This window comes from Vibrio sp. KMM 9700 (assembly GCF_058545285.1).
The window spans coordinates 1,065,395-1,085,000 of record NZ_CM178589.1 but is presented as its reverse complement, the minus strand read 5'-3'; the positions used below and the strand labels follow the sequence as shown (position 1 = coordinate 1,085,000).

Below are 19,606 nucleotides of genomic sequence, written 5' to 3'. Positions count from 1 at the left end.
AAAGAATTTTGGAGAAGCTCGTGACTGCAACAAGTGTAAGCAATACCACCCCATCGATTAATGTCGCCAAATTTGGTGGCACTAGTGTCGCAAACTTTGAGGCGATGAGTCGCTGTGTCGCGATTGTCGCGAAGAACCCAAATACTAAGATTTTAGTCAGCAGCGCTTGTTCTGGCGTGACCAATCTACTGGTTGAACTTGCCAATGGTGTGAGTGATGACAAAGAACGTGAATCCTTATTTGCACAAATTAAAAAGATTCACCTTGAGGTGCTCAACCGCTTGCAACACCCAGAAGCAATTGAACCACAACTTGCACAACTTTTTGAACAGTTGCAAACCCTTGCGCGCCAATCTGCAACCAAAGCGACCACCCAAAGAACCGATGCGATTGTTGCTTGTGGCGAACTGGCATCGACTTATCTGTTAACTCAAATTTGTGTCGAGCAAGGTATTTCTGCTGTGCGTGTTGATATTCGTGACGTACTGCGTACGGATAGCAAGTTTGGTAAAGCCATGCCACAGCTTGATGAGATTAAACGCCTCGCAAGCGAAAAACTGGTGCCATTATGCCAAGATCACTTAGTGATCACGCAGGGCTTTATTGGCAGTGATAGCGAAGGTAATACCACAACCTTAGGTCGTGGCGGCAGTGACTATAGCGCGGCATTAATCGCCGAAGCAGTCGGTGCGATTGGCCTTGAGATTTGGACGGATGTTCCGGGGATCTACACAACTGATCCAAGGATTGCACCAAAAGCTGCACCTATCCCTGAAATTAGCTTTATTGAAGCCTCTGAAATGGCAAACTTTGGCGCGAAAATCTTACACCCTGCAACCTTGATCCCTGCATTGCGTCAGCATATCCCTGTGTTTGTGGGCTCATCTAAAGCGCCAGAATTAGGCGGAACTTGGGTACGCAAAGAAGTCGAAAGTAAGCCTTTATTCCGCGCGATTGCACTGCGTAGTAATCAAACTATGGTGACTTTGCATAGCACTAATATGTTCCAAGCTTATGGTTTCCTTGCAAAAGTATTTGAAATCTTAGCTCGTCATCAAATTTCGGTTGACCTTATCACCACATCAGAAGTAAGCGTCTCGCTAACTCTTGATCAAACGGATACTTCTGGCGGTGCGCCAGAGTTGCCGGTTGAAGCGCGTGAAGAGCTTGAAGCCTTATGTGAAGTAAAAGTTGAGCATGATCTTTGCCTTGTGGCGCTGATTGGCAACCAAATGAGCAGCTCGCGCGGCAGTGCCAAACAAGTCTTTGGTACCTTAGAAAACTTTAACTTGCGCATGATTTGCTATGGCGCCAGCCCGCATAATTTGTGCTTCTTATTACATAAATCTGAGTCGCAGAAAGCGGTGCAAAAGTTGCATGAGTCTTTATTTGAATAAATACTACGAGATGATTAATTTATAAGACTCAAGGAAGATCTATGGCTCAAGAGAATACGCCACTTAGCTTATATCAATATGATTTAGAACATAAAGATTTTACTCCGGATAGTGCCCAGCAATATGCGGTTGAAAAGCTCGATACGCTCTATCATGCTATTTTGGCGCTTGAGCCTATTTCAGATCCTGCGCCTAAAACAGGCTTTTTTGGCAAGCTATTTAAGCGCGAGACACAAGCGCCGGTGCAAGTCATGCCCAAAGGGTTATATTTTTGGGGGGGCGTTGGGCGTGGTAAGACGTATCTGATGGATCTTTTCTATGAAAGTTTGCCATACCCAAGAAAGCAAAGGTTTCACTTTCATCATTTTATGCAAAAGGTTCACCATGAGCTAAAAAGCCTGCAATCTGTTTCTGATCCTTTGCAAGTGGTTGCAGACAGATTTAAAGCGCAGGCTGACATTGTTTGCTTTGATGAGTTTTTTGTTTCAGATATTACCGATGCAATGATTTTAGGCACCTTGTTTGAAGCTTTATTCGAGCGCGGTATCGTCCTCGTTGCGACCTCAAATATTATCCCCGCAAACCTCTATAAAAATGGCTTACAACGGGCTCGTTTTTTACCTGCTATTGCGCTACTTGAGCAAAACTGTGAGGTGATCAATATCGACAGTGGTGTGGATTATCGCATGCGTACTTTAAGCCAAGCGCAGATTTACCATTACCCATTAGATGAAGCAGCGAACGAAAACTTACATAACTATTATCATCAACTGACCTCAGATAAAGCCTGCCCGAAAGAGCGCCTTGAAATTAACTTAAGAGAAATAAGCGTGATTGCCCATTGTAGTGGCGTGCTACATGCTAATTTTAACCAGCTATGTAAAAGTGCGCGTAGTGCTAGTGATTACATTGAACTCGCAAGACGTTTTCATACTGTGTTATTAGCTGATGTGCCGATCATTACGCCAGATTTAGACGATGCAGCAAGGCGCTTTATTGCCATGGTGGATGAATTTTACGAGCGCAAGGTAAGTTTGATTATGTCTGCTGCGACTTCCTTGGATGAGATTTACCAAGGAGAGCGCTTAAATTTTGAGTTTGAACGCTGTCGATCACGCCTTGTGGAGATGCAAAGCCAAGAATATTTGTCTTTAGCGCATTTAGGGTAGTTTTTAGGCTTGATTTTTATATGCGAGATCTCTATAATCTTGCGACCCACCGTTACTGCGGGTTGGTTTTTATAACCAGCCGAGAGTGCCAACCACTCGAAGGGGTGATGAAGGGGACTCTTAGACAGTGGGAGTCAAGGCTATTTATTAAAATAGAAAGCTTGCTCCTTAAACTATGAATTTAATTAAACGGGTATTATTAGCATGAAAACTTTCGTTGCTAAACCAGAAACTGTAAAACGCGACTGGTATGTTGTAGACGCTGAAGGTAAAACTCTTGGCCGTCTAGCAAGTGAAATTGCATCTCGCCTACGTGGCAAACATAAAGCTGAGTACACTCCTCACGTTGACACTGGTGATTACATCATCGTTGTAAATGCTGAGAAAGTAGCTGTTACAGGTAACAAAGCGAAGGGTAAAATCTATTACCGTCACTCTGAGTTCCCTGGTGGTCTAAAATCAATCACTTTTGAAAAACTGATTGATCACAAACCAGAAATGGCAATCGAACTAGCTGTTAAAGGTATGCTACCACGTGGTCCTCTTGGCCGTGCTATGTACCGTAAGCTAAAAGTTTACGCTGGCGCTGAGCACAACCATGTTGCTCAACAACCACAAGTACTAGACATCTAATCGAGGATTATCGAAATGGCAGAGAATCAATACTACGGCACTGGCCGTCGCAAAAGCTCAGCTGCTCGTGTTTTCATCAAACCAGGCAGCGGCAACATCGTAATCAACAAGCGTGACCTAGACACTTATTTTGGTCGTCCAACTTCACGTATGGTTGTTAAACAACCTCTTGAACTTGTTGAAATGACAGAGAAACTAGACCTATACATCACTGTTAAAGGTGGTGGTATTTCTGGTCAAGCTGGTGCTATCCGTCACGGTATCACTCGCGCTCTTATGGAATACGATGAGTCTCTACGTCCTGCGCTACGTGCAGCTGGCTATGTTACGCGTGACGCTCGTTGCGTTGAACGTAAGAAAGTTGGTCTACGTAAAGCACGTCGTAAACCACAATTCTCTAAGCGTTAATCTTCTCGCAAGATTATTGCTTTCCAGTTTTACTGGTTGGAATTCAAAGCTCGGCAGAAATGTCGGGCTTTTTGTTTTTCTGCGAGTGTGACTTTTCTCCACCAACCCTCCTGAATCCTTCGCATATAAAATTCAATTACCTCCCTTTCTGTGAAGTCACGAACAAATATACTTTATAGATCTTAACAATCGGGTTACATCCCTTGTCGCTAACTGGCTATTTATTTATCATTTAACCCACACAAATATAATGAAATTCATAAGTTTTCAGATTTTTGAGAATGTGTAGATGAAAGCTTATGCTAAACAGGGAGATGTTGGATGAGCACTGTGCCAATTAATAATGGCCGTCGCCGCTTTTTAACTGCCACCACAGCCGTGGTTGGCGGGGTTGGCGCTGCATCGGTTGCGGTTCCGTTTATCAAGTCATGGAATCCAAGTGAAAAAGCCAAAGCTGCTGGCGCCCCAGTTGAAGTGGATATTAGTAAACTCGAAGAAGGGCAACTCGTACGCGTCGAATGGCGAGGCAAGCCAGTTTGGGTGGTACGTCGCTCTCAAGCTAGCTTACAAATACTTGAAACACTTAACGATCAATTAAGAGATCCGGCTTCAGAAGAAGCACAACAGCCGGAATATGCACAAAATCAATATCGCTCAATCAAGCCTGAACTCTTTATTGCAGTTGGTATTTGTACTCACCTTGGCTGCTCTCCCACTTACCTTCCTGACACCTTTAGCGAGCAAGTGCAAGGGGTGCAATCTGGCTTTTTTTGTCCTTGCCACGGCTCAAAGTTTGATCTAGCTGGACGTGTTTTCCAAGGCGTTCCGGCGCCACTTAATTTGGTGATCCCACCCCATACTTATTTGAGTGACACTAGGATCATTATTGGTGAAGATGATCAAGAAGGAGCAGCTTAATGTCTGGATTACTTGATTGGGTCGAAGCTCGACTCCCTGCAATGAATGCCTATAAAAAGCATTTATCTGAATACCCAATGCCGAAAAACTTTAACTTCTGGTATCTATTTGGCTCTCTTGCCATGCTGGTGCTCGTTAATCAAATTTTGACAGGCATTTGGCTCACCATGAATTACAACCCATCGGCTGAAGGAGCGTTTGCATCGGTTGAATATATTATGCGCGATGTCGAATATGGTTGGCTGCTGCGCTATATGCACTCTACCGGCGCATCGGCATTTTTTGTTGTAATTTATATGCATATGTACCGTGGTTTGATTTATGGCTCTTATCAAAAGCCGCGTGAACTGGTTTGGCTGTTTGGCATGATGATTTTTCTTGTGCTGATGGCGGAAGCCTTTATGGGGTATTTGCTTCCTTGGGGGCAAATGTCCTATTGGGGGGCGCAGGTTATTATTTCACTCTTTGGTGCGATCCCTGTGATTGGTGATGACTTGACGCTTTGGATCCGTGGTGATTATGTTATTTCAGGCGCTACTTTAAACCGCTTCTTTGCGCTACATGTGATTGCTCTGCCGCTTGTATTGGTGCTTTTACTTGCGCTGCATGTCTTGGCGCTGCATGAAGTTGGTTCGAACAACCCTGACGGTATTGATACCAAATTAGCACGCAAAGAAGGCGAACCACCGGCTGAGTCTCAATTTAAGTTTCATGAAGATTTTACTAAGAAATACAATATTATAGACTCTGTTCCTTTCCACCCGTATGGCACAGTCAAAGACATAGTTGGGGTAGGTTTCTTCTTATTCTTCTTCTCTTATGTACTATTTTTTAATCCTGGGATGGGCGGGTATTTCTTGGAAGCGCCAAACTTTGAGGTCGCCAATGCGCTTAAAACGCCAGAGCATATTGCGCCAGTTTGGTATTTCACGCCTTTCTATGCAATTTTACGCGCCGTACCGGATAAGCTCTTGGGCGTTATTGCGATGGGTGCATCGATTGCACTGCTCTTCTTACTGCCGTGGCTAGATCGCTGCAAAGTACGCTCATTCCGTTATCGTAGCAAGCTGCATACGCTCAATATTGCGCAGTTTACTATTGCTTTCATTATCTTAGGCTATTTAGGCGTTCAACCTGCGACACCGACTTATACCCTGATGGCGCGTATCTTTAGCTTGTGTTATTTCATGTTCTTTGTGCTTTTGTTCTTCTACAGCAAAAATGAAAAAACCAAACCATTACCAGAGAGGGTGACGTATAAATGAAAAAGTTATTAATCCTGCTTTTTGTACTTTTACCTTCGTTGGCAACGGCCGCTGGTGGCAATCTTAAGCTCGATGTGGCGAACAATGATCTCACTGACAAGGCGTCACTGCAAAATGGTGCCAAGTTGTTTATGAATTATTGCTTTGCATGTCATTCGACGAAATATCAACGTTATCAAAGGGTCGCACAAGATCTTGAGATTCCAGAAGATATTATGCAGAAGAATTTGATGCCAGATCCGAATGCGAAAATTGGCGATCTGATGGAGAATGCATTACCAGAAGAAGTGGCAGCAAAATGGTTTGGCACAGCGCCACCAGATCTTACTTTAGTGGCTCGGGTGCGTGGCACTGATTGGCTTTATACCTATTTAAGATCTTTTTATGCGGATCCAAGTCGTCCATTTGGGGTGAATAATATTGTTTTCCCAAATGTTGGCATGCCTCATGTGCTTGAAGAGTTACAAGGCACACCGACGGCTGTGTTTGAAACCCATGAAATCGATGGAGTTGAAAAGCAAGTCCCGGTTGCGGTGAAGAGTAACGGGCGCGGTGAAATGACAGCAGAGGAATATGATGATGCAGTGCGTGATATTGTCAATTTCTTAGAGTATTCAGGCGACCCAGTCAAACTTGAACGTCATCGTTTAGGTTGGTGGGTAATGGGCTTTTTAGTCATCTTCACCTTTATAGCTTATCTTCTGAAGAAAGAATATTGGCGCGATGTCCATTAATTAAAACTGAATTTATCGCTAAATATGAGGCGCTGTATCTAGGTTTAGGTACAGCGTTTTTTTGTAGTGCAAAATTTTATCACTAGCTAAGATATAGCAAAATATGTTATCATTTAATGCTAATTTTTTTAATGATGTCAAGATACATCATGTTATTTTTATTTAAGTGTGCTGGAGGGCTCTATGGCTGTAGCTGCCAATAAACGTTCTGTAATGACTCTATTCTCAAGTGCTTCAGATTTATATAGCCACCAAGTTCGTATCGTACTGGCTGAAAAAGGCGTAAGTGCGGAAATTGAACTTGTTGATGAAGCGAACTTACCTGCTGAATTAATCGAATTAAACCCTTATCAAACAGTACCAACGCTAGTTGATCGTGATTTAACGCTTTATCAATCTAATATCATTATGGAATATTTAGATGAGCGTTTTCCGCATCCACCGCTAATGCCTGTCTATCCTGTCTCACGTGGTAAAAGCCGTGTGATGATGCACCGCATCGAAAATAACTGGTACTCACTAGCGAAAAAAATCGAATCTGGCTCTGCAGATGAAGCTGAGCGTGCGCGTCAAAAACTGCGTGGTGACCTACTTTCTCTTGCGCCTATTTTTGCGCAATATGACTACTTCACAACCGAAGAGTTTAGCTTAATCGATTGCTACTTAGCGCCTTTATTGTGGCGTCTACCTAGCTATGGTATCGAATTATCTGGCCCAGGTTCAAAAGAAATTAAAACTTATATGAACCGCGTATTTGAACGTGATTCATTCCTTGCGTCATTAACTGAAGCTGAACGCGAAATGCGTCTCGTGCGTTAATTTAATTTGAAAACGAGTTTGGTTTAGAAAATGCAAGAATTAGAACTAACAGCGAAGCGCCCATATATGCTACGCGGCTTTTATGACTGGATGGCGGATAACGATTTAACGCCACACATTGTTGTAGATGCCACGCTGCCGGGCGTGCGCGTGCCGACTGAGTTTGTTGATGATGGCCAGATTGTGCTAAATATAGCGCAGCGTGCGGTCGGTAATCTTGAATTAAGCAATGATGCAATTACCTTCCATGCGCGTTTTAGTGGTCGTCCTCATTCAGTCTATGTGCCTATGTATGCAGTGATTGCTATCTATGCACGTGAAAATGGCGCAGGCACTATGTTTGAGCCTGAAGAAGCTTATCAAGATATTGAATCTATTGAATTAGAAGAAGCTAGCCAACCAGAAGTCGAAATTGTTGCACTGGATACACAGGCACCAGTTGACGCTTCGGATGATGAGCCTGATCCGGACTCACCACCGCCAAGACCAAGTGGGCGTCCAAGCCTAACTGTCGTCAAATAGTTGGTTTAATATAAAAGATAAGAGGCAGCTCAGTAGGGCTGCTTTTTTTATGCGTAAAATTTAGACTCATTACTCGACAAACTTGCTTTCCTCATATAGTCTAGCTATATAGACGTCTAGATAGCTTATGGAGAAGTAACGATGCCAATTAAGATCCCAGATCAACTACCAGCCAGTGATGTATTGCGCCAAGAAAATATTTTCGTGATGTCGGAAACGCGCGCCATGACACAGATGATACGTCCGCTTAAAGTGTTGATTTTGAATCTAATGCCGAAGAAAATTGAGACCGAAACTCAGTTATTGCGTCTGCTTTCAAATAGCCCGCTGCAGTTAGATATTGAGCTGTTACGCATCGATGATAGACCAAGTAAAAATACCCCAACCGAGCATTTAAATAACTTTTATCGTCAGTTTGAAGCCGTAAAAGGGCGTAACTTTGATGGCTTGATTATTACCGGTGCGCCGCTTGGTTTGGTTCAATTTGAAGATGTTGCCTATTGGGAGCATTTACAAACTATCATGACTTGGGCAGACCGTCATGTGACCTCGACCTTATATATCTGCTGGGCTGCGCAGGCTGGTTTGAAGATTTTATATGATTTGCCGAAACAAACTCGGGATGAGAAATTATCAGGAGTTTACTATCATGAAATCAAAAGTCAGTTTCATCCTTTGCTCCGTGGCTTTGATGACACTTTCGTCGCGCCACATTCGCGTTATGCTGATTTTTCAGCAGATTACCTTTCTGAACACACCAACTTAGAGATTCTAGCCACTTCTGAAGATGCAGGCGTATACCTTGCCACTACGCCAAATAAGCGTCATGTGTTTGTCACAGGTCATCCTGAATATGATGCACATACGCTGCACAACGAGTACATACGCGATCTAGGCGCAGGTTTAGAACCAAGCATGCCAGTGAATTACTATCCGAATGATAATGCCGACAATACCCCGTGCGCGACGTGGCGCAGTCACGGGCATTTATTATTTGCTAACTGGTTGAACTATTGTGTGTACCAGCAAACGCCTTATGACTTGGAACACTTCTCAGAAGATAACTTTACCAAAGATGAGTGATAGTTTTGGCTCTTGGTGATTTTACCTAATCTAGGACAAGATCAAAAAAGGCACTTGAATCAGAGCTATATTTGCGAGATTCAAGTGCCTTTTGTTTGTGCTTTATATCTGTGTGAGCTTAGCTCTTGGTTGTAGTTTCAGACTTATCATCTGAATTGTCATCCGAGATTGCTTGATCAACTTTTGCTAATTCCATTTCTTGCTCAGCTAGTAAAGTCGCCTCAGCTTGCTGCGCTTGCTTCTTTGCAAGTAAATCCTGGTTTTGCTTTTTTTGCTCTTCATATGCTTTGGCTTTATTGATCATAGGCGTAATGGTTGAACCTTGAACCAAGATAGAGAAGACCACGACGGCATAAGTCATCACCATAATAACTTCTTTAACATCAATGCCTTTTGCATCTATAACCATGTGTCCGGATGGAATTGAAAGTGCCATAGCTAATGCAAGGCCACCACGTAAACCACCCCAAGTTAAGATTTTAACTGATTCAGGGTTATAATTACGGAAGCGTTTAAAGCCAATGTATGAGCAGTAAACACTTAAGTAACGTGCAAGTAATACCAATGGTACGGCAATCAGCATCACAATCCAGTCTTCTTTGTGGAATTCAAACAAGAGCATAGACATACCGATAAGCAAGAAAAGAACGCCATTTAAGAACTCATCAATCAGCTCCCAAAATGCATCGACGTGCTCGCTAGTATCTTTTGAAAAACCAATAAAGCGTGTCCAGTTACCGATCATGATCCCTGAAACCACCATTGCCAGCGGGCCTGAAACTTCGATGAACTCAGCAAATGCATAGCCAGCCGTTGGCACACAGATCATAAGTAATAATTCCATCGAGTGTTCATTGGTTGAGCTGATCAAGTAGTGGGCGATCACCCCAAGAATCAAACCGTAGATAATCCCGCCGACTGCTTCTTGTAGGAAAAGCTCGACTACACTTGTCACTGTTGGCGCTTCTGTGCCAAAGGCCACGGTGAACATAGTGACAAAAATAACCAAACCAAAGCCGTCATTGAAGAGAGATTCCCCTTCAATTTGAGTCGAAATACGTTGTGGTGCATGCAGTTTCTTAACAATCGCAAGTACTGCAATCGGGTCGGTTGGAGAAATCAAAGCGCCAAATAATAGGCAGTAGATTAAATCAAAAGGAATCGCGAGTAATTGAAAAATAAAGTACAGCGCAAAGCCGATAAAGAAAGTTGAGAAGAGGGTTGCACCTAATGCGAGCCCTGCAATTTCCCATTTTTGATCTCTAAAATGCGGCAGCTTAATTGCCAGTGCGCCACCAAAGAGTAAGAATCCTAAAATACCGTTTAAGAGAAATTCTTCAAAATTAATCGAGTCGATGGTCTCTGTTGCAATTTGAGTGAGGCTAAACCAGCCATTTTGACCTGCAATCAATATAAATAGAGACAACATCATCGAACCAGCTGTAATCGCAATCGTGGTTTGAAGGCGACCAAATTTGCTGTTTATAAAAGCTATCAGCATGGCTGCGGCTGATAGAAAACAAAGCGTATGATAAACGGACATAGCAAGACCTTAGATAATGGAGTTGGTTGTATACCTAAGTAACTTCAATCGATAGGCGAAGCCTTAACCTGAAGTCACTTGGGTATAAAGTATTGTTACAAATTGTAAGTTTATAATTTTCGACTGCTTAGACCTAAAGATCAATCTATTTTTGTAAGACAGTGCGTCTTAATCCCAAGTATTAATTATTCTAGCGGGAAAGTTGGGATAAAATAGATGTTAAATGTAAATATGCTCAAAATTTATTCTATCTTAGTTTTGGTTTACTTCACTAGCCACAAATCAAATTCTTTTGATTTAAACTAACTTTTGTTTATCTTTGATTTAAAATCGGTTCAGATCTAAAGTTATTTAGACGTCTAGATTTCTATATTGATTTATCAAAAAGGTGTGATAGGATGAATTATCACCATGACGCACGGACAGCGAGGTAAGAATACCGTGGCACAAGTTTTTAACGATTCCAATATGAAAACGCATCCTATCGCCCAAGCGCTAGAAAAACGCATTCTTATTATAGATGGCGGGATGGGCACTATGATCCAAGGCCATAAACTTGAAGAAGCAGACTATCGTGGTCAGCGCTTTCAAGACTGGCATTGTGATCTTAAAGGTAACAATGACTTACTTTCTCTCACCCAACCACAGCTGATCCAATCTATCCATGAAGATTATTTAGCAGCTGGCGCTGATATTCTCGAAACCAACACCTTTAACTCGACTAGCATCGCAATGGCCGATTATGATATGAGCGAGTTAAGTGCTGAGATTAACTTGGAATCAGCCAAGCTTGCGCGTGCTGCTGCAGATAAATATACAGCTCTAACGCCTGAAAAGCCGCGTTATGTGGCCGGTGTCCTCGGCCCAACCAACCGTACTTGTTCAATTTCACCAGATGTGAATGATCCCGGCTACCGTAATATAGATTTTGATACTTTATCAGAGGCTTATCAAGAATCGACGCGCGCACTGATTGAAGGTGGCGCTGATCTTATTTTAATCGAAACTATTTTTGATACTTTGAATGCCAAAGCTTGTGCCTTTGCGGTGGAAACTGTCTTCGAAGAGCTAGGTTATAAGCTACCTGTCATGATTTCAGGTACGATTACCGATGCCTCTGGCCGTACTTTATCCGGTCAAACTACCGAAGCTTTTTATAATGCCTTACGTCATGTGCAGCCGCTATCTTTTGGCCTCAACTGCGCCCTTGGGCCTGATGAATTGCGTCAATATGTTGAAGAGCTATCGCGCATTGGAGAAGGCTTCGTTTCTGCGCACCCAAATGCTGGGTTGCCAAATGCTTTTGGTGAATATGATCTTGGCGCCGAAGAAATGGCGGAGCATATTAAAGAGTGGGCGCAGGCGGGTTTTCTAAACCTTGTTGGCGGCTGCTGCGGAACCACGCCTGAGCATATAAAAGCCATGAGCGAGGCTGTGTCTGGGGTTGCGCCACGAAAACCTGCGACACTCACCACTGCTTGTCGTTTATCTGGCCTTGAGCCTTTGACAATCGAAAAAGACTCTCTTTTTGTGAATGTCGGTGAACGTACCAATGTTACGGGTAGTGCGCGATTTAAGCGTTTGATAGTCAATGAAGAATATGATGAGGCGCTTGACGTTGCGCGTCAGCAAGTTGAAAATGGCGCCCAGATCATCGATATCAACATGGATGAAGGCATGCTTGATGCTAAAGCCGCGATGGTGCGCTTTTTAAATCTATGTGCAAGTGAACCTGAGATCTCCAAAGTTCCTGTGATGGTGGATTCCTCTAAGTGGGATATTATCGAGGCAGGCCTGAAATGCATTCAAGGCAAAGGCATCGTTAACTCGATCTCGCTTAAAGAAGGTGAAGAAAACTTTATTGCTCAAGCCAAACTTGTACGTCGTTATGGCGCAGCTGTGATTGTGATGGCGTTTGATGAAGCGGGGCAAGCGGATACTCGTGAACGTAAATTTGAGATTTGTAAGCGCGCGTATAAGATCTTAGTCGAACAAGTAGGCTTCCCACCTGAAGATATTATTTTCGATCCAAACATTTTTGCAATTGCGACAGGGATTGATGAGCATAATAACTATGCTGTTGATTTCATTGAAGCGGTTGCGGATATCAAACAAAACTTACCGCATGCGATGATCTCCGGTGGGGTCTCGAATGTGTCGTTCTCATTTCGTGGCAATAACTATGTGCGTGAAGCGATTCATGCTGTCTTCTTATATCACTGCTTTAAAAACGGCATGGATATGGGGATTGTTAACGCAGGTCAGCTTGAGATTTATGACAATGTTCCCGAAAAACTGCGTAACGCGGTCGAAGATGCAGTCCTAAACCGCCGTGATGATGCGACTGAACGTTTGCTTGATGTTGCCGAAGAGTATCGTAGCAATGCCGTCGGTAAAGCCGATGATCCGGCGGCACTCGAATGGCGCACTTGGCCGGTTCGAAAACGCCTTGAGCATGCGCTAGTAAAAGGCATCACTGAATTTATCGTTGAAGATACAGAAGAAGCGCGCGCCCAAAGTGCCAAGCCACTTGAAGTTATCGAAGGCCCGCTGATGGATGGCATGAATGTGGTTGGCGATCTCTTCGGTGAAGGGAAAATGTTCTTGCCGCAGGTGGTGAAATCTGCTCGCGTCATGAAGCAAGCTGTGGCTTATCTTGAGCCTTATATCGATGCGGAAAAACAAGTCGGTCAAACCAATGGTAAGATCTTACTCGCGACGGTTAAAGGCGACGTGCACGATATCGGAAAAAACATTGTTGGCGTTGTTCTACAATGTAATAACTATGAAATCATCGACTTAGGCGTTATGGTGTCAGCGGAGAAAATCCTCCAAGTCGCTCGTGATGAAAAGGTCGATATTATTGGTCTGTCAGGGCTTATTACCCCATCACTCGATGAAATGGTGCATGTTGCCAAAGAAATGGAGCGTCAAGGCTTTGATTTGCCTCTATTAATTGGTGGCGCAACGACATCAAAGGCGCACACTGCGGTTAAAATTGAGCAAAATTACTCGCAACCTGTAGTGTATGTGAATAATGCGTCACGTTCGGTTGGGGTCTGCTCAGCACTCTTATCTGAGACGCAAAAGCCTGCTTTTGTTGAAAAACTGCAAGCAGATTATGACATTGTGCGTGAGCAACATGCGCGTAAAAAACCGCGTACGCCGCCAGTGACTATAGAAGTTGCTCGCGAAAATGCATTTAAAACCGATTGGCAAACTTACACGCCGCCAGTACCCAAGCAAACTGGAATACAAGTTTATCAAGATGTGTCCGTTGCAACCTTGCGTGAATACATTGACTGGACACCATTTTTCTTAACTTGGGGGTTGATGGGCAAATATCCTGCGATCTTAAAACATGAAGAAGTCGGTGAAGAAGCTGGGCGTTTATTTAAAGATGCGAACGATTGGTTAGATAAAATCGAAGCCGAAGGTATGCTCAAAACAGCTGGTGTGTGTGGTCTGTTCCCTGCAAACTCAAATGGTGATGACATTGAAGTTTACGCGGATGAGTCCCGAGACGAGGTGATTGAATGCCTGCATCATTTACGTCAGCAAACTAAAAAACCAAGAGGTGCGAACTATTGCTTGTCTGACTTTGTGGCGCCAAAAGCAAGTGATAAGCAAGACTGGATTGGCGCATTTGCAGTGACAGGTGGTATAGGTGAGCGTGAACTAGCCGATGACTTTAAAGCCAAAGGCGATGATTACAACGCCATTATGGTGCAAGCTGTGGCGGATCGCCTAGCAGAAGCCTTTGCGGAATATTTACATCAAGAAATGCGCATTAAAATTTGGGGTTATAGTCCAGATGAAAGCCTTTCCAATGATGATTTGATCCGTGAGAAATACCAAGGTATACGCCCAGCACCAGGTTATCCAGCCTGCCCTGAACATACAGAAAAACAAGCGATTTGGGATTTACTTGATGTTGAAACCCGCATTGGCATGCAACTGACAACAAGCTATGCCATGTTCCCAGGCGCATCGGTTTCGGGTTGGTATTTCTCTCACCCAGAGTCGCGTTATTTTGCAGTTGCGCAAATTCAACAAGACCAAGCGCAAGATTATGCCAAGCGCAAAGGCTGGGATGACGTGGAAATGGAAAAATGGTTAGGGCCAAATCTGAATGCTTAATTAGTATTTAACTAAATCTATAACCAGCAAACAATCTAAAAGCTCAGATCGATATAAGATCTGGGCTTTTTTTCATTCCATCTTTGGCATAAAAACGATAATGACTTGACCTGTGTGTTAGACATATGTTTTAGACTGTCTTTATGCTGTCATGATTTTGAATCCTTTATATAGATAAAGAGGTGCTTATGGGATGTTGTAATCAACCACCAAAAGGTGGTGGTGACTTAAAACTAGGCTTAAAAGTCTTTGCTGTGATGATGCTTGTGGTCGCGTTATTAGTGATCTTTTTTGGCTAACTCAAGGGGCATTTATGTATACCAAAGAACTCGCAAACGCAGCTCAAGTGAGCTTAGATACAGTGCGTTTTTATACCCGTAAGGGCCTGCTTTCGCATGTTAAAGATCCGGATAATGGTTATAAAATTTATGATCAACAAGCGCTCCATCGACTCAAGTTTATAACCGGCGCACGTGCGTTAGGCTTTAGCGTCAGTGAAATTGAGCAGATCATTGATACCTCAAATAAAGGTCATTCACCTTGCCCTGATGTGCGTGAATTGATGGCACAAAAAATTTATGAGACAGAACAACGAATTAGACAAATGCAAACCGAACTCACGCAAATGAAGACGGCCTTTAATACATGGCAATCACAAGCGGATGGCCAACCAAATGGAAAGAGTATTTGCTGTCTCATCGAAACTTGGCAACAAGAGCAGCAAGATAAGGAGTAAAAATGGCAGAGCAAATAGTTTATTTATCCGGTGTTCGTTGTGGCAAGTGCATGAATAAAATTAAAAATCATCTGATTGATATTGAAGAGAATTTAACTCTAGAATTTTCTGATGATAAGTCTTGGGCGAAAGTGAATACATCGCTTTCCCAATCTAAATTGATAGATGAGATTGCTAGCCTTGGTTATGGCGCAAGTGCTACGCCGATAGGTTCAGATAAAGTCAAGCAAGATGTTAGCAACCAAACTCCGCAAACAGATACCAAGCAAGTTGAATTAAGCCTTGAACAAGCAGCTAAACCTGCCGCAAAAACTAGCCAGACAAATTCTCAGGATGCACACTCACAGAATATTAGCTTAGCCTTAACCGGCGTCACTTGTGCCAGTTGTGTCGCAAGTATTCACAAAGCCTTGATGAATACCCAAGGCGTCACAAATGTTGAGATTAATTTTGCCAACCGCACCGCGCAAGTTGAATCGAGTTCAGATCCAAAAATCTTGATCCAAGCGATCGAAGATGTAGGCTATGGTGCAAGCTTGATTGAAGATAAAGATCAAGCACCGGATGTTCAAATCCAACGACAAGAATCTGAATATAAAACCAAAGTCTCGCAAAGCTGGCTTGGCTTGGGCGTAGGTGTGCCACTCATGCTATATGGCGTTTTAGGTGGCAATATGGCAGTAGAGACAGGTGTTTCTCAGCTGATTTGGGGCATTGTTGGTCTGGTTTGTTTGGCTGTCTTGTATTTTTCAGGACGTCACTTTTATATCAGTGGCTTTAAAGCAATTAAAAATCGTCATGCCAATATGGACGTTTTAATTGCGATGGGGACAGGCGCAGCTTGGCTTTATTCTATGCTGGTGGTTTTAGTGCCGACTTTGTTCCCAGAAGCAGGGCGCCATTTGTATTTTGAAGCCTCGGCGATGATTTTAGGTTTGATCAATTTAGGCCAAGCCCTTGAAGTCAAAGCACGATCTCGAACTTCCAAAGCACTGCGTCATCTTTTTGATCTGCAAGTAAAAACTGCTGTAATCATTCAAGATGGCAAAGATATACAAGTGCCAGTTGAAGACGTCAAAATTGGCGATCGCTTGCATGTTCGCTCAGGCGAGAAGATCCCTGTTGATGGAATAATACAAGAAGGTGAAAGCCTGATTGATGAATCTATGCTAACTGGTGAGCCGATCCCTGTGGTGAAAAAGCAAGGTGATCTTGTGCATGCAGGGACTGTCAATGGGCAGGGTAGTTTTGTGTTTGAAGCTCAAAAAGTTGGCAATGAAACTATGCTTTCACAAATTATTGATATGGTGAACAAGGCGCAAAATACCAAACCGCCGATTAGCCAACTCGCAGATAAGGTTGCAGCAATATTTGTACCTTGTGTGATTGTGATTGCTCTGCTCAGTGCTTTGATCTGGTTCTGGGTTGGGCCTGAGCCAAGTATCTCTTATATGTTAGTGGTCGCGACTTCTGTACTTATCATTGCTTGCCCGTGCGCACTTGGGTTAGCGACACCAATTTCGACCATGATAGGTATAGGCAAGGCAGCGCAATTTGGTGGATTAATTAAAAATGGTGATGCACTGCAAGTAGCCAGTGAGTTAGATGCTATCGTGCTCGATAAAACAGGGACGATCACCCAAGGTAAACCTGAAGTGAAACAAGCTTTCTTTGCTCAGGACGAACTAAGTTTAGAGCTCGCATTGGTCAAAGCGCTAGAGCGAAAAACCCATCACCCACTTGCGGATGCTTTGATCGCTTTCGTCGATGAAAAAGCACAAACGCAAGGAGTAACCTTAGAGTCGCTTAAGCTTCAAGAATTTGAGTCAGTGTCAGGGTTTGGGGTGAAAGCTCTTTATCAAGATGAGGCGCTACTGCTCGGTAATCGCAAATTGATGCAAACTTCTGGTGTTGATCTTAAAAGCGTTCAAGCGCAAGAAACAAGCTGGCAAAAAACTGGGCATACCTTGGTTTACTTTGCGAGAGGCAATCAATTAATGGCGCTTTTTGCCATCATTGACCCGATCCGTGAGGATGCCATAGAGGCGATTGCAGGCTTCAAACAACGCGGTTTACAAATCATTATGTTAACCGGTGATAATCAAGCCAGTGCAAAACTTGTGAGCGAAGAAGCTGGCATTGATGAGTTTCATAGTGAACTGTTACCACAAGATAAACTGGATTGGATTGAAAAACTTCAAGCGCAAGGTCTTAAAGTCGGGATGGTTGGTGATGGGATTAACGATGCACCAGCGCTAGCTAAAGCAAACCTTGGTTTTGCCATTGGCGCAGGCACTGATGTAGCGATTGAAGCATCTGACATCACCTTAATGCGAGATTCTTTACTCGGTATTCTCGATGTGATTGATGTGAGCCAAGCGACTTTGACTAACATTAAACAAAATCTATGGGGCGCCTTTATTTATAATAGCTTAGGTATCCCTATTGCAGCTGGAATATTATTTCCCTTAACGGGCATGTTACTTAATCCAGTAGTGGCCGGCGCTGCGATGTCTTTATCATCGATTACCGTGGTGAGCAATGCGAACCGTCTGCGTTTATTTAATCCAGAAACAAAAAAATAAAACACCTATACAAATAAGATTTTGTTTTAAATATATGTTTTAAATTAAAAAGGAGCTAAGTGAAAATTTAGCTCTTTTTTATTTGTGTTAAATATTCCACTTCACATATTCAGATAATCAAATATTAAATTTGAGACCTAATACGAAATAAAGTGCTCTATTATGACAGGCACACTGTAATAGAGGTGGAAATAATGAAAGCATATCATCCTAACAATAAACAAAACTATTTACTTGAAGAAGTGAATGATGCACAACAAATAGACTATCAATTAAATCAGCAAGTCAAAACGAGCTTCATTATTTTTACGAGTCAGGCTAAACATTGGCAAGACTTTGTTGATCTTTGCGCGTGGGAGACGCGACTCATCGATGATGTTCGCAAGTTAAAACTTTCGCTCACAACGAAACCCTCGATTGTCTTACTTGATCTAACCAAAGATAACTGTAGTTACACCAGTTTAGCGAGTGTAATGATGCACTTTCCAAAAGTACGTTGGTTTGCTTACATCAAAAAAGAACAGCTTGAAAATGAGCATATCCGGTTATTAATTTCACGCTTATGTATTGAATATTTTACCATCGCCAACCAGATTCCATATATCTTGAATCGATTGATTTCACAGGTAAATATGTTACAACTCGCGATTCAAGATCATCAGGATTGGCATCAGTTTGATCATCATAATCAGCTTGGTCAATCGAAAGCTTACTTAAGATTAAAAGAGCAAATGAACCGTCTGGCCAAGACAGATGCTTGTTTACTTATTTATGGTGAAATCGGCGTTGGTAAAACCCTTTCGGCATGTAAAATACATCAACGCTCGATTCGTAGATTAAGGCCTTGCGTAGCCTTTGATTGTGAAAACTTACGCGCCTATAAAAAGAAACCAAATGGCCTTGAAGAAGCAAAATTTATTTTACGTCAGCAATTAGAATCTGCGAGCGAAGGGAGTTTAATTTTGAAAAATATCGAAAGTTTGCCCTTTGAGTTGCAGCACTTTGTTTTAGCTTGTTTATCTGATTCACAATTAGAGACTAAACTGCAAGATGACTTTTTAAATGTACGCATTTTAGCTACGACGAGTTTAGATTTAAATGATGCTAAAATTAGTCAATTTTTTAGTCCTGAGCTTATTTTTAGGTTTAATGCTATGCATTTAAAAGTGCCATCACTGTCAGATAGAATAGAAGATTTAGGTTTTCTTGCGCAGCACTTTTTAGATAAATATTGTTTAAAATATGCTAAACCGAAAAAATTATTAACCAACGAGGCGATAGAGCATATTTCAGGCTATGCTTGGCCTGGCAACTTCCATGAGCTGAAATCAAGGTTAAAGCACTTAGCTCTCACGGTTTCAGAGGTTTATATATCAAAACAACATATTGATTTACCAAGGCTTTACTTTTTAGATAATGATCTCAAAGATCTACGTGATGTCTGTGAACATGAGGCTTTAGTTCGAGTATTAAATACCTGTGATGGGAAGATCCAGGAAGCTGCGAAGCGACTTAAAATTTCACGTGCAAGTATGTATCGATTAGTTAATAAACATCATTTACAGTATCTGTTAAAGCTATAAGTAAACTTAAAAATTGACTCGCTTGCACAAATTCAAGTCTATTACTAAGCTAAAAAAGGGTAAACCTATAC

Annotated in this window: 14 protein-coding genes and 1 pseudogene; 14 read left to right on the top strand and 1 reads right to left on the bottom strand. The window is 42.5% G+C overall.

What is annotated here, in order from left to right; genetic code table 11:
* Positions 1–104: 104 nt before the first annotated feature.
* From lysC to metA, 10 genes are all read left to right on the top strand, one after another.
* Positions 105–1,397 carry a lysine-sensitive aspartokinase 3 gene (gene lysC / locus AC2VOY_RS04800; RefSeq protein WP_491833018.1) on the top strand — a complete coding sequence of 431 codons (1,293 nt, stop codon included), beginning with the start codon at positions 105–107 and terminating at the stop codon, positions 1,395–1,397.
* Between the two features lie 41 nt (positions 1,398–1,438).
* Positions 1,439–2,566, top strand: a complete 1,128-nt coding sequence (zapE, locus tag AC2VOY_RS04795; RefSeq protein ID WP_491832633.1) for a cell division protein ZapE — start codon at positions 1,439–1,441, stop codon at positions 2,564–2,566.
* Positions 2,567–2,770: 204 nt separating this feature from the next.
* Positions 2,771–3,199: a 50S ribosomal protein L13 gene (gene rplM / locus AC2VOY_RS04790; protein WP_491832631.1), complete on the top strand. Its 429-nt coding sequence runs from the start codon at positions 2,771–2,773 to the stop codon at positions 3,197–3,199.
* Between the two features lie 15 nt (positions 3,200–3,214).
* Entirely contained in the window at positions 3,215–3,607 is a 393-nt protein-coding gene (gene rpsI, locus AC2VOY_RS04785; protein ID WP_491832630.1) for a 30S ribosomal protein S9, read from the top strand.
* A gap of 321 nt (positions 3,608–3,928) precedes the next feature.
* Positions 3,929–4,525 (top strand): ubiquinol-cytochrome c reductase iron-sulfur subunit, encoded by a 597-nt coding sequence (gene petA, locus AC2VOY_RS04780; protein WP_491832628.1) that lies wholly within the window; start codon positions 3,929–3,931, stop codon positions 4,523–4,525.
* Positions 4,525–5,790, top strand: coding sequence for a cytochrome b (locus AC2VOY_RS04775; RefSeq protein WP_491832626.1), 1,266 nt, complete (start codon positions 4,525–4,527; stop codon positions 5,788–5,790). The genes petA and AC2VOY_RS04775 overlap by 1 nt, the downstream gene beginning before the upstream one ends.
* The gene (locus AC2VOY_RS04770; RefSeq protein ID WP_491832624.1) at positions 5,787–6,524 is read left to right on the top strand and encodes a cytochrome c1; all 738 of its coding nucleotides are present in this window, start codon (positions 5,787–5,789) and stop codon (positions 6,522–6,524) included. The genes AC2VOY_RS04775 and AC2VOY_RS04770 overlap by 4 nt, the downstream gene beginning before the upstream one ends.
* A gap of 183 nt (positions 6,525–6,707) precedes the next feature.
* The gene (gene sspA, locus AC2VOY_RS04765; RefSeq protein ID WP_491832622.1) at positions 6,708–7,343 is read left to right on the top strand and encodes a stringent starvation protein SspA; all 636 of its coding nucleotides are present in this window, start codon (positions 6,708–6,710) and stop codon (positions 7,341–7,343) included.
* A 30-nt stretch (positions 7,344–7,373) separates the two neighbouring features.
* Positions 7,374–7,865, top strand: a complete 492-nt coding sequence (gene sspB / locus AC2VOY_RS04760) for a ClpXP protease specificity-enhancing factor (RefSeq protein WP_491832620.1) — start codon at positions 7,374–7,376, stop codon at positions 7,863–7,865.
* A gap of 141 nt (positions 7,866–8,006) precedes the next feature.
* Positions 8,007–8,948 (top strand): homoserine O-succinyltransferase MetA, encoded by a 942-nt coding sequence (gene metA, locus AC2VOY_RS04755; protein WP_491832619.1) that lies wholly within the window; start codon positions 8,007–8,009, stop codon positions 8,946–8,948.
* 286 nt (positions 8,949–9,234) lie between these two features.
* Here metA and AC2VOY_RS04750 read toward each other — a convergent pair.
* A pseudogene (locus AC2VOY_RS04750) lies at positions 9,235–10,491 on the bottom strand (cation:proton antiporter); the annotation flags it as partial.
* A gap of 468 nt (positions 10,492–10,959) precedes the next feature.
* Between AC2VOY_RS04750 and metH the strand changes: the two are divergent.
* The 4 genes from metH (at position 10,960) to AC2VOY_RS04730 (ending at position 19,535) form a co-directional block, all read left to right on the top strand.
* Positions 10,960–14,631 carry a methionine synthase gene (metH, locus tag AC2VOY_RS04745; protein WP_491832618.1) on the top strand — a complete coding sequence of 1,224 codons (3,672 nt, stop codon included), beginning with the start codon at positions 10,960–10,962 and terminating at the stop codon, positions 14,629–14,631.
* 313 nt (positions 14,632–14,944) lie between these two features.
* Positions 14,945–15,367, top strand: coding sequence for a MerR family DNA-binding protein (locus AC2VOY_RS04740; RefSeq protein WP_491832617.1), 423 nt, complete (start codon positions 14,945–14,947; stop codon positions 15,365–15,367).
* Positions 15,368–15,369: 2 nt separating this feature from the next.
* On the top strand, positions 15,370–17,952 hold the full coding sequence (locus AC2VOY_RS04735; protein ID WP_491832615.1) for a heavy metal translocating P-type ATPase: 2,583 nt from the start codon (positions 15,370–15,372) through the stop codon (positions 17,950–17,952).
* Positions 17,953–18,146: 194 nt separating this feature from the next.
* Complete coding sequence (locus AC2VOY_RS04730) at positions 18,147–19,535, top strand: sigma-54 dependent transcriptional regulator (RefSeq protein ID WP_491832613.1); 1,389 nt, start codon at positions 18,147–18,149, stop codon at positions 19,533–19,535.
* Positions 19,536–19,606: the final 71 nt, after the last annotated feature.